Source organism: Lysobacter sp. 2RAF19, from assembly GCF_052115395.1.
Classification (GTDB): Bacteria; Pseudomonadota; Gammaproteobacteria; order Xanthomonadales; family Xanthomonadaceae; genus Noviluteimonas.
This window is the reverse complement of record NZ_JBFRGO010000001.1, coordinates 971,864-986,794: the sequence shown is the minus strand read 5'-3', so window position 1 is coordinate 986,794 and position 14,931 is coordinate 971,864. Positions and strand designations below refer to the sequence as shown.

General features: G+C 61.9%; 14 protein-coding genes, 1 tRNA gene and 1 pseudogene. 6 read left to right on the top strand and 10 right to left on the bottom strand.

Annotated features, from left to right (window positions below; all coding sequences use genetic code 11):
• Nucleotides 1-94 precede the first annotated feature (94 nt).
• Entirely contained in the window at nt 95-343 is a 249-nt protein-coding gene (locus AB4059_RS04800; protein WP_498977082.1) for a hypothetical protein, read from the bottom strand.
• A 487-nt stretch (nt 344-830) separates the two neighbouring features.
• Between AB4059_RS04800 and AB4059_RS04795 the strand changes: the two genes are divergently transcribed.
• Together AB4059_RS04795 and AB4059_RS04790 are read left to right on the top strand one after the other, a co-directional pair.
• Entirely contained in the window at nt 831-2,294 is a 1,464-nt protein-coding gene (locus AB4059_RS04795; protein WP_498977080.1) for a DUF1254 domain-containing protein, read from the top strand.
• A gap of 11 nt (nt 2,295-2,305) precedes the next feature.
• Complete coding sequence (locus AB4059_RS04790) at nt 2,306-3,571, top strand: DUF1214 domain-containing protein (RefSeq protein WP_498977078.1); 1,266 nt, start codon at nt 2,306-2,308, stop codon at nt 3,569-3,571.
• A gap of 322 nt (nt 3,572-3,893) precedes the next feature.
• Here the strand turns inward: AB4059_RS04790 and AB4059_RS04785 are convergent, their stop codons facing one another.
• The 3 genes from AB4059_RS04785 to AB4059_RS04775 are packed head-to-tail and all read right to left on the bottom strand — an operon-like array spanning nt 3,894 to nt 4,791.
• Nucleotides 3,894-4,160 (bottom strand): DUF5985 family protein, encoded by a 267-nt coding sequence (locus AB4059_RS04785; RefSeq protein WP_498977076.1) that lies wholly within the window; start codon nt 4,158-4,160, stop codon nt 3,894-3,896.
• Between the two features lie 2 nt (nt 4,161-4,162).
• Entirely contained in the window at nt 4,163-4,420 is a 258-nt protein-coding gene (locus tag AB4059_RS04780; protein ID WP_498977074.1) for a DUF5985 family protein, read from the bottom strand.
• Nucleotides 4,420-4,791, bottom strand: a complete 372-nt coding sequence (locus AB4059_RS04775) for a hypothetical protein (protein WP_498977072.1) — start codon at nt 4,789-4,791, stop codon at nt 4,420-4,422. Before AB4059_RS04775 ends, AB4059_RS04780 begins: the two co-directional genes overlap by 1 nt.
• A gap of 1,045 nt (nt 4,792-5,836) precedes the next feature.
• Here AB4059_RS04775 and AB4059_RS04770 point away from each other — a divergent pair.
• From AB4059_RS04770 to AB4059_RS04760, 3 genes are all read left to right on the top strand, one after another.
• Nucleotides 5,837-8,104 carry an alpha,alpha-trehalose-phosphate synthase (UDP-forming) gene (locus AB4059_RS04770; protein ID WP_498977070.1) on the top strand — a complete coding sequence of 756 codons (2,268 nt, stop codon included), beginning with the start codon at nt 5,837-5,839 and terminating at the stop codon, nt 8,102-8,104.
• Nucleotides 8,105-8,121: 17 nt separating this feature from the next.
• A complete protein-coding gene (locus AB4059_RS04765; protein WP_498977068.1) occupies nt 8,122-9,366 on the top strand; it encodes a putative Na+/H+ antiporter in 1,245 nt (414 codons plus the stop codon).
• A 113-nt stretch (nt 9,367-9,479) separates the two neighbouring features.
• Entirely contained in the window at nt 9,480-9,842 is a 363-nt protein-coding gene (locus tag AB4059_RS04760; RefSeq protein ID WP_498977066.1) for a hypothetical protein, read from the top strand.
• A 78-nt stretch (nt 9,843-9,920) separates the two neighbouring features.
• Here AB4059_RS04760 and AB4059_RS04755 read toward each other — a convergent pair whose 3' ends face one another.
• Together AB4059_RS04755 and AB4059_RS04750 are read right to left on the bottom strand one after the other, a co-directional pair.
• The gene (locus AB4059_RS04755) at nt 9,921-10,535 is read right to left on the bottom strand and encodes a tyrosine-type recombinase/integrase (RefSeq protein WP_498977064.1); all 615 of its coding nucleotides are present in this window, start codon (nt 10,533-10,535) and stop codon (nt 9,921-9,923) included.
• Between the two features lie 217 nt (nt 10,536-10,752).
• Nucleotides 10,753-10,828 (bottom strand) — tRNA-Phe (locus AB4059_RS04750).
• A gap of 151 nt (nt 10,829-10,979) precedes the next feature.
• On the opposite strand from AB4059_RS04750, the gene AB4059_RS04745 reads away from it, so the two are divergent.
• The gene (locus tag AB4059_RS04745) at nt 10,980-11,393 is read left to right on the top strand and encodes a DUF6491 family protein (RefSeq protein ID WP_498977062.1); all 414 of its coding nucleotides are present in this window, start codon (nt 10,980-10,982) and stop codon (nt 11,391-11,393) included.
• Nucleotides 11,394-11,397: 4 nt separating this feature from the next.
• Here AB4059_RS04745 and AB4059_RS04740 read toward each other — a convergent pair whose 3' ends face one another.
• The 4 genes and pseudogenes from AB4059_RS04740 to ftsY all read right to left on the bottom strand — a co-directional run.
• A complete protein-coding gene (locus tag AB4059_RS04740) occupies nt 11,398-11,670 on the bottom strand; it encodes an oxidative damage protection protein (RefSeq protein WP_498977060.1) in 273 nt (90 codons plus the stop codon).
• Nucleotide 11,671: 1 nt separating this feature from the next.
• The gene (gene mutY, locus AB4059_RS04735; RefSeq protein WP_498977058.1) at nt 11,672-12,715 is read right to left on the bottom strand and encodes an A/G-specific adenine glycosylase; all 1,044 of its coding nucleotides are present in this window, start codon (nt 12,713-12,715) and stop codon (nt 11,672-11,674) included.
• Nucleotides 12,712-13,953: an AsmA family protein gene (locus AB4059_RS04730; RefSeq protein ID WP_498977056.1), complete on the bottom strand. Its 1,242-nt coding sequence runs from the start codon at nt 13,951-13,953 to the stop codon at nt 12,712-12,714. Before AB4059_RS04730 ends, mutY begins: the two co-directional genes overlap by 4 nt.
• A pseudogene (gene ftsY / locus AB4059_RS04725) lies at nt 13,953-14,885 on the bottom strand (signal recognition particle-docking protein FtsY); the annotation flags it as partial. The gene AB4059_RS04730 and the pseudogene ftsY, both read right to left, overlap by 1 nt.
• Nucleotides 14,886-14,931: the final 46 nt, after the last annotated feature.

Here is a 14,931-nt window from a genome sequence, read left to right as displayed (position 1 = left end):
TGCCCCGTTGCCCACGGCGCACATTATCGGCCCGCCACAGGCACTACAAGTCAGCGCGTCCTTTGGGTCGATGCCAGTCACTAGAAGCCGTCCCCTATTGGCCAGAGAACAGTCGCTTGCGCGACCATTCGATCGCAAGCGCGATGCACAGGGCGATTAGCGCCCAGTAGATAGTGAAGAAGGCGCCGTTTGCTTGCGTCGACGGCGCCCGGTCGAACATGTGCGTTACGGCGAATGCAAAACTTGGCACGAGGTTGAGCGAAGCCCAAGCGTTGCGCACCATCCAGTAATGGCCGAGCCAGTCGGGGCGAAGCCATCCCTCGACACCACCAAGCGAGCGCAACGATGGCAGCGATCATGACGAGAACGCGAAGCCGGACCGCGTGGACTGCAGGTTTCATGAGCAGTAGCGTATGCAGCCCGCAGGCGGCTAACAAGACATCGGCTAGCGACCTACGCAAATGTCCGCTTTGTCGAAAGCGGTCACTAGGAGTGAGGGTCGGTCACAGGGTGACTAGCTTGGGGCGGAATGTCCGCTTTCGACCCAAAGCGGACATTCGACCGATTTGAGCAACGTTGAATCACCGCCTCAAGCCCGCCAGTAGAACTACTGAGCTTGCTTCAGTAGGTTGTACGTTGTTCGCACCCATACGCGCCTCTAGGCTGGTTCTTACCTCTCGAAGCGCGCGAGCATTGGCCGAGATCCAGCCACGGTCTGCGCCAATCATGCCATCGCCCGGGCGGAGCGGACCGTGCCCGGCGGCGCGACGATCACGGAAGTACACGTGCGGCTCGTCGCGCGTGATGCGTTCTACTAGCTTGGCCCCTGCATGAGGCGAAAGGTAATGGCAACGAAAACTGAGTCGTTGAAAGTTGCGACCTCACCGGCGATCAGCACTCAAGTATGTCCATCGCGGAATTGGTCACGCGCGATGCCACCGGGACCGGACGCAAGTGTGAAGATTACGGAAGAGTACGCAAAGCTTGTCGCTCGGGACGTTTATTTCTGGGCCTGGCCCATGGTCAACATTTACAACCGGCGGCTCTTGTTTTCGAGGATAAAAGAACAGCGGTATTTGGGCACGTCGCCTCAGGCACCCGTTAACAAGTTCACGATGCTGACCGACTACGCCTCGGCCGAACAACGGAATGTCGCTTGTTCGAACCAGGACGTGGTCTACGGAATTGGTGCGTTGGGACTCGAGATCGAACCGGTGGTGATTCAAGTGCCCGACTTCGGAGATCGCTTTTGGGTCTACCAGATCGTCGATCTGCGTACGGATAGCTTCGTCCAACTTGGCAAGATGTATAACACGACGCCGGGATTCTACCTGCTCGTCGGTCCCGATTGGCAGGGCGAAACACCGAAAGGGATCGCGCAAGTTTTTCGTTCGTCGACCAACACGGGAATCGTAGGCCCGCGCATTGCGCAAAGCGATGACCCGGCGGACAAGAAAGCAATACAAGAGCCGCTAAAGCAGGTTGTGATGTACCCGCTCTCAGAATACGACGGAATGATTAAGAGCATTGATTGGAGCAAACTGCCGCGTGCGCCGTCCAAGACCACGAGCTCGGGCGAGACGAAGTGGGTAAAACCGGAAACCTTTTTCGACGTGCTTCCGGCCGTTCTCGCTGATGGCGCTCCGCTCCCGGGTGAAGAGGCTCGTTACGCGCAGGTGCTCGCCGTGTTGGAAGCTGCCAGGCAAAACCCCGCGCTGAAGGAAGCGATGACGCAGGCCGTGGTCGAAGTTCAAGAGAAAATCGTAGATCCGCTTTTGGAGTTCCGAAATTACGGCCAGAAGCTTCCCTACAACTGGAGCACCATCTCAAACGAATCCGCGTTCGGCACCGACTACTTCACACGCACGGCGGTTGCGAAGTCCAATATTCTCGTCAATTCGCCAAATGAGACGAAGTACTACTATCAGGACCTTGATGCAAAAGGCAGTCGGCTCAACGGCGCTAACCGGTATACGGTCAAGTTCGCCAAAGACCAAACACCACCCGCTCATGGTTTTTGGTCGCTGACGATGTATGACGACACGCACTTTTTCGTTCCGAACGAGATCGCCAGGTACTCGGTCGGCACCAAGAACACAGACTTGCAGTTCGATTCCGATGGCTCGCTGACTATCTATGTTCAGCCGGACGCGCCGTCTGACGCGAAGCAGCGCGCGAACTGGCTCCCGTCGCCCAGAGACGCAGATTTCACGCTTTACATACGCGCGTACTGGCCAAAGACTCCGGTGCTCGACGGCTCGTGGACCCCACCGCCGGTGGAGAAGAGCAAATAAGGAGAGGAGCAATGAATGCAAGAACGGCACCGGCGATCGGAGAACAAGAGATCAGCGACAGCTACATTTATTTGCTCGGACGCTTGGCGATCACGCGGCAGCAGCAGTTGGATTTTCAGTCAGGCTTTCAGTGGAACGAACTCGTGCACCAACCACCTGGCGGGGTGGATTGGCCGAACCCCAACCTGGATGTGGCGTATTCCGAGGCATGGGTGGCGGTGGATGAAAACTGCTACTTGCTTGTCACCGTGCCGAAGATCGAAGGGCGCTACTTCACCGTGCAGTTCATGAATGGTTGGGGTGAAACGCTCGCCAACATCAACGCGCGAATATTCTCCGACAAACCGCACGGCCAGTTCGCAGTCTGCTATGCGGGAAGTAATGTTTCGATCCCTGATGGCGCCCAGCGCATTGATGTCCCGGTCAAGTATTCTCGCGTGCTCCTGCGCGTCGAACTCGGCGCAAATTGGGATGACGCGGTCGCACTCCAGAAACAGTTCAAGTTCGAGGCGATCGGCACGCCGAAGCAGCTGCCGGAAATTCCCAAGACGGTGATGTTTGATATTGAGAAACCTCCGACCGTCGAAGCATTCGACTTTGCGAGGCTCGCCCTTGATACCGAGGCGGACATTAATCCCGGCATGGAAACGGTCGCGGCCAACGCGCGGACCATCGCCGAAGCGGTGAAGGACCCGGCAGAACGCGCCCGTGTAGATAAAATTATCCGTGATCGCGGGCTTAAAGATTATGCCAAGGGCGCGCACTTTTTGGGGCACGGGACAATGGAAAACCATTGGGTCCGCCCGAAGATATGCGGCAAGTATGAAGACGATTGGTTGGCGCGGACGTGCATCAGCATGGGCGGTATCTGGGCGAACACGCTCCACGAGGTGTTGTACTACAAGGGTCGCGAAGACAGCAACGGAGAGGTCCTCAACAGCGACAACCACTACACGCTGACGTTTCCCAAGAACGATCTCCCTTCGAAGTACGCGAAATACTTCTGGTCGGCGATCGCCGTGGACGCCAAGCACATGCGTGTGCTGCCGAATCCGCAGAACCGATTTCTGCTTAATAACCAATCAGATCTTGCTTACGGCAAAGACGGATCGTTGACGCTGCACTTTGCCCCCGAGAAGCCCGCGGATGTTAACGACGGAAACTGGCTGCCAACGCTCGGAGGCTTGATCTACTCGATAACTTTCCGTTTCTACGGCCCACGCGGCGGCGTTGCGGATGGAAGTTACTATCCGCCAGCGATTCAGAAGGCGAATTGAAAAAACAAGAAGGACATGGGCAACGCAAGCAGAAAACATGAGCCGCGCCGATTCCGGTAACAGAAGAAAATTTCAGCCAAGCCGGGAGCGGTCTGTATTTCGGTAACTCGATAAAGGCGGGCGTACCTGCGCACGGGCAGCACGCGAGGCACGGTCATGGTCGTCATCTTCACAACCTATGCGCCAGATCAGTTGCGGCCGTTAGCCACACTTGTGGCCACCGTCAGCCAAGTGTTTGGATCCGTTGAAATGTCCGCTATTGGCCGATAGCGGACATTGGGCGGGTGACCGCTTTCGACCCAAAGCGGACATCGCTGGATGCCTAACGATCCTTTCGAAAAACGTTCTTGTCCAATATTCCTACAAGAATCAAAGCGAACACGGCCAGCCGAGCTATTACATATCCGAATTGATATTCACTTGCGGAAGCCCCCGTCGCGGCGAGGATGAAGCGATTTATGGATTCGACTCCGAAAGCGGCCGCGAAGAAGAGAAAGAAGCGATCCTGCGTCGAACGCCAAAATCGCAGAAACAGCAATGCGGCCACTGCAGATCCCATCGAGATCATTCCAAGCAAAAACGCCTCCATATTCACCGCTCCTCGAAGATCAGGCCGTAGAGCAGCGCACTGATCGCCGCCAAGCTCAGGAGATGCCGCAACGGCCACAGTTGGACATCGGGCAGTACGAAAAAATCCACGATTAGAGCGATGTTGGCAAGCGTCAGCAGGAAGAAGCAAATGCCGCTCCACCACAGCATCCGAGATCGACTCTTTCGCCATGCGTTGAGAAGCATTGCAGAACAGGCCAGCGCAGCAAGTGCGCAAAGAGCATAGACAAGAAGCGCCATCAAGAATCCTTTCGAATGAGAAAGGCATCCGCAAACCGGCGGGCCTTCTTGTCGTTGGCAGCATGGATCAACCGAGTCACCTCGACCAAACGCCGGACGTATGCGTCCGCCAGTTCGTCGACCATTCGCGCCAGCTTTTCCGACTTCGGCAGGTACTGGACGTTTTCGCCAAGGTGCACCGCAAGTCCGACTGTCTGAAGGTCGTCAACAATCTGGACGGCTTGAGGGAGTGAAACATATAGCCGCGCGCCCAACTGTCCGATGGAACAGGCCGCATTTGTGGAACGCAGGAGCAACAAGGCTTCCAAGTGCGAAACGCTGGGGATCTTGGCAATGACGAATCGCCGGAGGTCTGGGGAGAGCGTCAGCATGCCTCGATGATCGAACAAGCGGCGGTCCACCGCAATACGGGCCACAAGACCGCTGTCGCGAATGTCGCGCTACGTCGCAGTTAGTTGCCATCGCGCCCCTGCTCAATCGCTCGGAGCGATCCTTTTGGGCTCGTCGGAGTTTTCTTTGCGACCTAGGGAGCCCCCGCATGGGATGTGACCTTGGACGGAATCCACTCTCGTTTGTTTTTGCGATCCTTGATGAGCGGCGGAGCGCTTCGGACAGATGGCCCCCTTGGTTCACATCCGGCATACGGAATTCGCGTAACTCTGACCGCGTAACAAGCGCCGGGGGGGGGGGCGGACAGCCAATGAATCAATTGCATGTGTATCGCCAGGACGACGGTCGTTATCTCCTGTCGCGCCTTTGGCCAATGGATGCATCCCTTGCGCCTTCCTCGACGTCCCTCTATCTGGGAACCACGGAGTGGCGTTTTTCCAACACAAGCTTGGGTGATGCAGTCGCAGAACAGATCGATGCACGAGGCTTTGCGTTGATTGATGGCAAGGATTTCCTGCTCGGGGGGAGAGGATCTACGAGCTTGCGCCTAATCAGGGGCGGTAGACCGGAGGCGTTCGCTGCGAAAATGAAAGGGTGATATTGTTCGGCAGCGCCACTCGTCCGGCGTAACGCATGGCTCTCGGGTCGTGCATCGGAAGGGTCTCGGTTTCGATCGAGCCCTTCTTTTTTGCCTCGGCGCCGGTCGCCTTTCCTAATCACGTCGGCCCATCTTCTCGACGAGGGCGAGCGCCAACCGAATCACCACGATGGCGACCGCAACTACACCCAGGTAGAGCGCGAGCGGGCGCACGATACTTTCCCAAAGATGCTGCATCCGAAACTCCGGTCATCGCTCTTCACCCCGCGTGCACACCTGGTGCATGCGCATGATGGACAATACCTCCAGCCGCGCCGTGAGTTCCCGGCAACCGTGAAGGACCACCGGCGCAGGTGATGCAAGGAGTGTCGTTCAGTCGCACGATTGTGCGACAGGGGAGTGTTCGCGTCGCCAACGTTTGGTCTTTAATGCTCGGATACCTGCGATTACAGCTACGATTTCTCCTGCCGCTTGCAGCCGCGATGGTGGTTGCGGCCTACGTGGCGCTTCCGCTGATCGACAGGCTCACGTTGCGGTGGTTCACGCGCGACATCAGCGCTCGTGCCGCGCTCGTGGCCAATGCCCTTCACGACTCGACGATCGACGCGTTGGCCTCACGCGATGCGCATCGCCTCGCGTTGCTTTTCGATCGAACGGCGCAGGACGAGCGTGTGTTCGGTATTGGGCTCTGCAGCCCGGATGGCGAAGTGTTCGCGCGCTCGAATGCATTTCCCGACGCGCTGTCGTGCGCGGACGCCAGGCAAGCCGCTGGGTTGGACGACCCGCGCATGACGCTTCCCGGCGGCGCGGTCCTGGTCACTCGCCACCCACTGGTCGCCGCGGGGAATTCTCTGACCGAAGGTGAGCCAGACTCGGAGATGATCCTTCTGCATGATCTGAGTTTCATCGAGCGTCGCAGCCTGGATACCCGGCGTTACTTGATCGCGTTTCTCGCAGCGCTCGGCCTTGTCGTGGCGATCATCACGATGCTCGTTGCGCAGATCAGCTGGCGGGGTTGGATCGCGGGCGCTCGTGCGTTGCTTCGTGGCGAGGTCGGCCCGATGGGTCCCATACCCATGCGTGCCGAGTTCGCGCCGCTTGCCCAGGAGCTTCGTAGCCGGGTTCGGCAGTTGGAGGATGAGTATCGACGCGCGCGAGGACCCGAGACAGGGTGGACGCCGGAGCGGCTGCGCGGCTTGCTGCACGTAGAACTGCGGGGCGACGAAATCATCGTCGTCTCCAACCGCGAGCCCTATATCCATGATCACGACCAGCACGGCGTGCACGTCCGTCGACCGGCGAGCGGCCTGGTTACTGCAATCGAACCTGTCATGCGGGCGTGTTCGGGAACGTGGATCGCGCATGGCAGCGGGTCCGCCGATCGCGATGTGGTCGATCTCGACGATCGCGTCGCCGTTCCGCCGGATCATCCGACGTATTCGCTTCGCCGCATCTGGCTGAGCCGGGAGGAAGAGCAGGGGTATTACTACGGTTTTGCCAATGAGGGTCTGTGGCCCCTATGCCATGTGGCGCATGTCCGCCCGGTGTTCCGCGAATCGGATTGGCAAGCCTATCGTGCGGTCAATCAAAGGTTCGCCGATGCTGTCGTCGAGGAGGCGCGCACCGAAGATCCCGTCGTGCTGGTGCAGGACTATCACTTGGCGCTCGTGCCCGCATTGGTTCGCGAAAAGCTGCCGCAAGCCACGATCCTGACGTTCTGGCATATCCCCTGGCCGAACCCAGAATCCTTCGGCATCTGTCCGTGGCGTCGCGAAATCCTGCTCGGATTGTTGGGCAGCACGATCCTGGGCTTCCACACGAAGTTCCACTGCAAGAACTTCCTCGAAACCGTCGATCGGTTCATCGAGGCCAGGATCGAGCACGAGCATTCAGTCGTGGCGGTCGCCGAGCGGGAGACCTTCGTCGAAAGCTATCCGATTTCGATCGAATGGCCGCACCCCACCGAAGGAGAATGGGCATCGCCCGCCGATTGCCGGCATGCCGTCATCGGGCGCCTCGGGCTGCCCGAGCACGCCATCATCGGGCTGGGCGTGGATCGATTCGACTACACCAAGGGCATCGTGGAGCGCCTGAACGCGGTCGAGCGCATGCTGGAGAAGCACCCGAACCTCCATGGCAGGTTCGTGTTCGTGCAGGTGGCCTCTCCGACGCGATCCTCTCTCGACGAATACCGCGCCTTCCAGCAGCAGGTCGAGCGTATTGCCTCCAGGATCAACGCGCGCTTCGGTTCCGGGCGTTATCAGCCGGTCGTGTTGCTTGCCGAACATCACGACCATGGGCAGTTGATCGAGCTCTACCGTGCGGCGGACATCTGCGTTGTCACCAGCCTCCACGATGGGATGAATCTGGTCTGCAAAGAGTTCGTTGCCTCCCGGGATGACGAGCAGGGCGTTCTGGTGCTGAGCCGTTTCGCCGGTGCTGCGCGCGAGATGCACGAGGCGTTGATCGTCAATCCCTACCATGTCGAGGAAACTGCCGATGCGATTTATCGTGCCGCGAGGATGTCGTCCGCAGAACAACGCGAACGCATGATCAGCCTTCGGCATACGGTGCGCGACTTCAATGTATTTCGCTGGGCAGGGCGGATGCTCAGCGATGCTGCACGCTGGCGCCTTCGCGCCCGCGTGGAAGAGCGCGTCCGGAAGCATGGCCTGCCCGAATTCGACGGGCGCTGATGCGCAACCATTGACCTATGCAGCCAACGCCGATCGAACTCGCGGCAGCCGCAATATTCGGACTCGCCGTCCTTCACACGTTCGCGGCGAAGCGCTTTGAGCGCCTCGCGCATCGGGTCCCCAACCATGCAGGGGTCTTCCATCTTCTCGGCGAAGTGGAAGTCGTCTTTGGTTTCTGGGCGATCGTCCTCATCACCATCATGGCCGCATCGGTGGGGCCAACCGAAGCGACAAGCTACGTTGAGTCGCGCAATTACACCGAACCGCTGTTCGTGTTCGCGATCATGGTGGTGGCGGGTTCCAAACCCATTCTCTACGTCGTGAGATCGATCGTGCATGCGATCGCCGATCGGCTGCCGTTGCAGTCCGGCGTGTCCACGACCTGGCTGGCACTTGCCGCCGTGCCTTTGCTGGGCTCTTTGATCACCGAACCGGCGGCGATGACGATTGCTGCATTGATGCTGGGCCCCGTCGCATTTCGCAGCGACGTGCCCGAGATGCCGAAGTACCTCGCGCTCGGCGCCCTGTTCGTCAACGTCTCGATCGGCGGCACTCTGAGCGCCTACGCGGCCCCACCGATCCTCATGGTTGCCAAGACATGGGACTGGGACACCGGATTCATGCTGACGAACTTCGGTTGGAAGGCCGCGCTGGCCGTGATCGTCAACGCGACGCTCGCGACCCTGGCACTGCGCAAGCACCTCCCGGACCAAACGAGGCGCGACGACGAGACTCTCCCTGTGTCCGTCATGCTCGTGCACTTGTGCCTGCTCGCAGGCATCGTTTTGAGCGCGCACCACGCCGTTGTCTTCATCGGGCTGCTGTTGCTGTTCTTGGGCTTCGCGCAGGCGTACGACCGCTACCAGAATCCCCTCATCCTCCGGGAAGCCCTGCTGGTCGGTTTTTTCCTTGCCGGCCTGGTCGTTCTGGGAGGCCTCCAACGCTGGTGGCTGCAGCCGACAATGGCCGCGCTGGACGACATATCGCTCTTCCTGGGGGCGATCGGACTCACCGCGATCACTGACAACGCGGCCCTGACGTACTTGGGCTCGATCTCCGGAATCGTGGGCGACGCGCGGTATTGGTTGGTTGCGGGTGCGGTCGCCGGTGGCGGCCTGACCGTCATCGCGAACGCGCCCAATCCCGCCGGAGCATCGCTCCTGAAGAAGGGGTTTTCCGACGAAACGATCAGTGCCACCGGATTGCTTGCCGGTGCGTTGCTACCGACAGGGTTGGCGGCACTCGCATTCGCGCTGCTGTGAAGCCGCCGCACAACGCAGAAAGCACCTTGTGTCATCGAGTTCGGATATTCACCCGGTGACCACGAAAGTGGCAGCTAGGGTCAAGTTGATATGCGCCCAGAATCGCCGCCACAGTGACGCACCGGGTCAGCCTCATCCGGGAAGGAATTATCGAGGTCGAATACTTCGGCACGACTTCGTACGTTGATCGGGCGCATGCGTTGGAGTCCTTGAACATCGACACGGGGCGACCCGGCACTAAAAGGGTCCTTGTCAATTTTCTCGGTGCCAACGTTGTCGGTGACGATGACGGGGCGCGTCTGGACTTCATTGCAAAAGCCATCACCCATCCACTGCTTGAGAATTGTTGCGTGGCCTTAGTTGGCATAGCGCACATCCATGCCCATCCTGCCGAAACAGCGGGAATTATTCGGCAAATTAAGGTGCGAGCTTTCCAGCGGCGAGACGACGCAATTTCGTGGCTGCTCGGGGCCTAAAGCGCTTACGTAGACTCGCGTCGGCGAATGCCCGCTTTTGGCCGAAAGCGGACATCTAACGCAGCGCTTTCCGCCTGGTCAGACCTCCGTCTGTTCGGCCATGCTCAGGGCGTCATCCACCTCAACGCCCAGATAGCGGACTGTGCTCTCGATCTTGGAGTGACCAAGCAATAACTGGACGGCGCGCAGGTTCTTGGTGCGTTGATAGATCAGGGATGCCTTCGTGCGCCGCATCGAGTGGGTCCCATAGCTCGGCTCACCCAGTCCGATGCTTCCTACCCAGCCTTTGACGATGCGAGCGTACTGCCGCGTCGAAAGGTGAGCGCCCTCGTGTTGGCGACTTGGGAATAGATAGGCATCCGGCGGAAGGCGGCGCGATGCGATCCACGCGGCAAGAGCGTCCCGAGTCGCAGGACTGATTTCGAATTGGACGGGGCGCTTGGTCTTGCGCTGGATCACTCGGGCTCGGGGCGCAATCTGAGACCCGTGGGTCACGTCGCGCACATGGAGGCCGACCAGGTCACAGGCCCTGAGCTTGCTGTCGATCGCCAGGTCGAAAAGGGCGAGCTTGCGCAAGTCTCCGGCCAGCTGAAGTCGGAACCGAATCGCCCAGATCTCCTTGAGCTTGAGCGGGGACTTCTGCCCGACGAGCTTGCCGCTATTCCAGGCAGGCCCTTTGCATTGCTGGTTCATGACGTCCTCCGTTCCCGGATCGGGAGGAGAACTTGGGCGCAAGACCAATAACTTTTCCGGAATATCCCACCGCATCGCGGGCGCGCGCGAGCGTGTATGACTTCGGTGTGGACGTCGGGGGCGGGCCCAGCCTTTTGCGAAGGGGCACCCAACGGGCACCGCCAGTGATCCGCACAAAGAAAAAGGGTTGCGCTTGCGCGCAACCCTTTGAAATCGCTGGTGGCCGGGGAGGGAATCGAACCCCCGACACGGGGATTTTCAATCCCCTGCTCTACCAACTGAGCTACCCGGCCAGCGAGCCGCGCATGTTACGGAAAGGGCGGGGGCAGGGCAAGCCGGATGGGCGCTGAATAGCGTGCGGGCGGGGTTGAACCGCATGCGTTCGTCGGGAGCAAGATGGATCGGGCGGTCCTGCGGTGGGGCCGCGATACCGGAGGTTCGAAGATGAAAGGCCAGGTGCTTTCCGCGATCGCGGCGGTCTCCGCGACCTTGGCGCTCGCCGCGTGTTCGTCGGGCATGACGCGCGCCGAACGTCTGTCGCTCTACCAAGCCAACGCCGGCGCGCCGGTGGCGAAGATCAATTACTTCTCGCCGCAGGGTTGGGAGGAAGTCGACGGCAACCACATCGTCGTGACCATGCGCCCGAAGGAAATCTACCTCATGACCCTGAGCGGCCCGTGCCTGGATTACGACAACGGCGCCGGGGCGATGCTCATCTCCACGCAGACCGGGGCGTGGGTGCAGGCGAAGTTCGATCGCGTGGCCTTCAGCGGCTCGTCCATGCATTGCCGCATCGAGGAAATTCGCCCCTTGAACATCGACGGCGTGCGCGCGCAGCGCAAGGCGATGGCGATCTGACGGATCAGGCGTCGGGCGCGACGTAGCCCACGGGCTTCTCCGCGCCCTCGCCGAAGAGGAACTTCTGCATTTCGACCTCGAGCATCGCGCGATGCTTGGGGTCCAGCGGGGACAGGCGGTTTTCGTTGATCAGCATGGTCTGGTGCGCGAGCCAGCGTTGCCAGGCCGGCTTGCCCACGTGTTCGAACACGCGCTTGCCCACCGGGCCGGGCCAGGGAATGAAATCGAGGCCGTCCGTTTCGATCTGGTCGACGACGCAGAACACGGTGCGTGGCATTTCAGGCTTCCAGTAGTTTGCGGACCGGCGCGGGCAGGCCGAGCGTGCCCAGCGATGCGCGCGGGATCCAGCGCAGGTCGCCATTATCGCTCGCCGCGGGCAGGGGCTGCGTGCCCCGCCACCGCAGCGGCTGGATGTGCAGGCGGTAATGCGTGAAGCCGTGCGCGACGGGCGCCAGCGCTTCGGAGGTTTCGAACTCGGCGGCGATGTGGTCGGCGAACCAGGCGCGCGCGGCGTCGCGATCGGCATGTTCGGGGAAGGACCACAGCGAGCCCCAGATGCCGGTGGCGGGGCGTCGCTGCAACAGGACGCGGCCTTGCGCGTCTTCGATCCACAACATCAGCGCGCTGCGTTCGGGCAGCGGTTTGCCGGGCTTCGGCGTGGGCAGCTCGGCCGTTCGGCCTTCGCGCAGGGCGACGCATGTGCCTTGCATCGGGCACAGCACGCATGCCGGATCGGCGCGCGTGCAGAGCGTGGCGCCGAGATCCATTTGCGCCTGGGTGTAGTCGGCCATGCGCGCATCGGGCAATTGCGCCTGCGCGATCGCCCACAATTGTTTTTCGACCGCGGGCAGGCCGGGATAGCCTTCGATGCCGTGCACGCGCGTCAGCACGCGCTTGACGTTGCCATCGAGGATCGGAAAGCGATCGCCCCACGCTTGCGACAGGATCGCGCCGGCGGTGCTGCGGCCGATGCCGGGCAGGGCGATCAGTGCGTCGAGATCGCGCGGCAGTTCGCCGTCGTGTCGATCGACGCAGGCTTGTGCCGCGGCATGCAGGTTGCGCGCGCGTGCGTAGTAGCCCAGGCCTGCCCACAAGGCGATGACGTCGTCGAGCGGCGCGGCCGCCAGTGCGCGCACATCGGGTAACGCAGCGACGAAACGTTCGAAGTACGGGATCACGACGCGCACCTGCGTCTGCTGCAGCATCACTTCCGACAACCACACCCGATACGGCGTGCGCGGATGCTGCCAGGGCAGGTCGTGTCGACCGGAGACATCGAACCACGCAAGCAGTCGGTCGGCGAACGATGCGGCCTGGGTCATGGCGCCACGGTATCGAGCGCGGGATCGTGCATGCGCACGTCGACGCCTTCCAGGAGCGCGCCGCCGATATCCAGCGTCGGTGTGGTGAGGCGGCCGCTCAAGGGCGGCAAGGGCGAACCCGGATCTGCATCGATCCACGCAAGGACCGCGGGCAACGCAAAGCGTGCATCGAACCGCGTCTCGTCGCGCGCCAGTTGCAGGCGTGCGACCGACGAGAAATCGAAGGGCCCCGCGTAATCGAGCACGACGGGCAAGGGTGCATTCGATTGTCCGATCGGCGGCGGCAATGCGGGCCATGCCTCCGGCCACGTCGCCAACTTGCCGGCCAAGTGCAACATCGCCTTGTCGGTGTACGCAAAGGCCACGCGTCCGTCGAGATTCGGAACGACGCCCTTGCCACGCAACGCGATCCCCGCCGGCGATAGCGAAACCGCGCCGCCTTCGACGCGCAGCGGACCGTTGAGTGCGAATGCAAACGGCAGGTCGAGGTCCTTCTGCGTGTAGCGCGCGACGATCGACGCACGCAGTGGTGCGATGCGAACGCCGTGGTCGTCCACGTGCAGCGGGCCCGACACGCGCAAGGTCGCGGGCATGCGGCGGCCGGGTTGCTCCAGCGTGATCGTGCCGTGCGCACCGAGGCCGGCGTCGTTCGCGGGTTTGCGCATCGAGATCGCGAGCGCGAAGGGCACGCGCGTCTGTGCGGCGACATATCGGCCCGACACATCGGCATCGACCGGCGTGTCCGGCATCACGCGCGGCACGTCGAGCGCGATCGCGTCGACCGACCAGCCCGCGCCCAGCACGCGTCCATCGCGAATGCGCAGGCCATCGGACAAGGTCGGCGTCTTCTGTTCGCTCGGCGGGCGCGAGGCGAGCCACGCCTGCAGCATGGGCAGATCGAGCACGGGTGCGTCGAGTTCGACGCGTTTGATCGCGAGGTCCGCGCCACGCGAGCGCACGGTCGACCACGGCACGGACACATCGATGCGCGCGGCGCGCAACAAGGGACGCGGCGCGCCGGGCGCGCGCGCCACGACGTCACGCAACACCAGGCGCGGACCACCGGCCAACCAGTATTCCGAAGCGCCGCTCGCAGTGATTTCGAGCCCCAGGGTCGAACTCAATTGCGAAACCACGAAGGACGCCACGCGTTGCGGCCGCGAGGCCCACCACGCGACGAGCGCGAGCAGCAGCGCCACCGCCGCGCAGGCCAGCAGCCAGCGGCGCGCGCGCGTCATCAGGTGCCGAGCGATTCCGGGAGCAGGGCGTCGACGAAGGCTTCGGCATCGAACACGCGCAGATCCTCCGGACGTTCGCCGATGCCCGCGTAGCGGATCGGAATGCCGAACTCGCGCGCGAGCGCGAACACCACGCCGCCCTTCGCGGTGCCATCGAGCTTGGTCACGACCAGGCCGGTGACGGTCACCGCCTGGTTGAATTGGCGCAGTTGCGAGAGTGCGTTCTGCCCCGTCGTACCGTCGATCACCATCAGCACTTCATGCGGCGCGGCCGCATCGACCTTCGCGATCACGCGGCGGATCTTGCCCAATTCGGCCATCAGGCCTTGCTGCGTGTGCAGGCGGCCGGCGGTATCGGCGATGAGGACATCGACACCGCGCGCCTTGGCCGCATTCAAGGCATCGAACGCGACCGAGGCCGCGTCCGCATTCTGTCCCTGCGAGACGACGGGCACGTCGTTGCGATCGCCCCAGGCCTGCAGTTGCGCGACGGCGGCGGCGCGGAAAGTGTCGCCCGCGGCGAGCATCAGGCTGCGGCCTTCGTCCTTGAAGCGACGCGCGAGCTTGCCGATCGTCGTGGTCTTGCCCACGCCGTTGACGCCGACGGTGAGCAGCACGAAGGGCTTGGCGCGCGGATCGATCACCAGCGGCTGCGCGACGGGCGCGAGCATCGCGATCAACTCCATGCGCAGCGAATGCAGTAATGCGCGGGCATCGGCGAATTCGCGGCGCTTCATGCGCTGGCGCAAGCCTTCGAGCAGTTGCGTCGTCGCGGCCACGCCGACGTCGGCGGTGAGCAACGCGGTTTCGATCTCGTCGAGCAGGTCGTCGTCGAGCTTGGGATTGCGCGAGAACAGGCCGCCGAGGCTTTTCGCGAACCCGCTGCCGCGCAGGCGTTCGCGCCAGCCGGGCTTGCCGGCGGGGGCGGGCGGGGCGCGCTCGACGAAGGGCGGCTCGACGACCGGTTCGAAGTTGCGG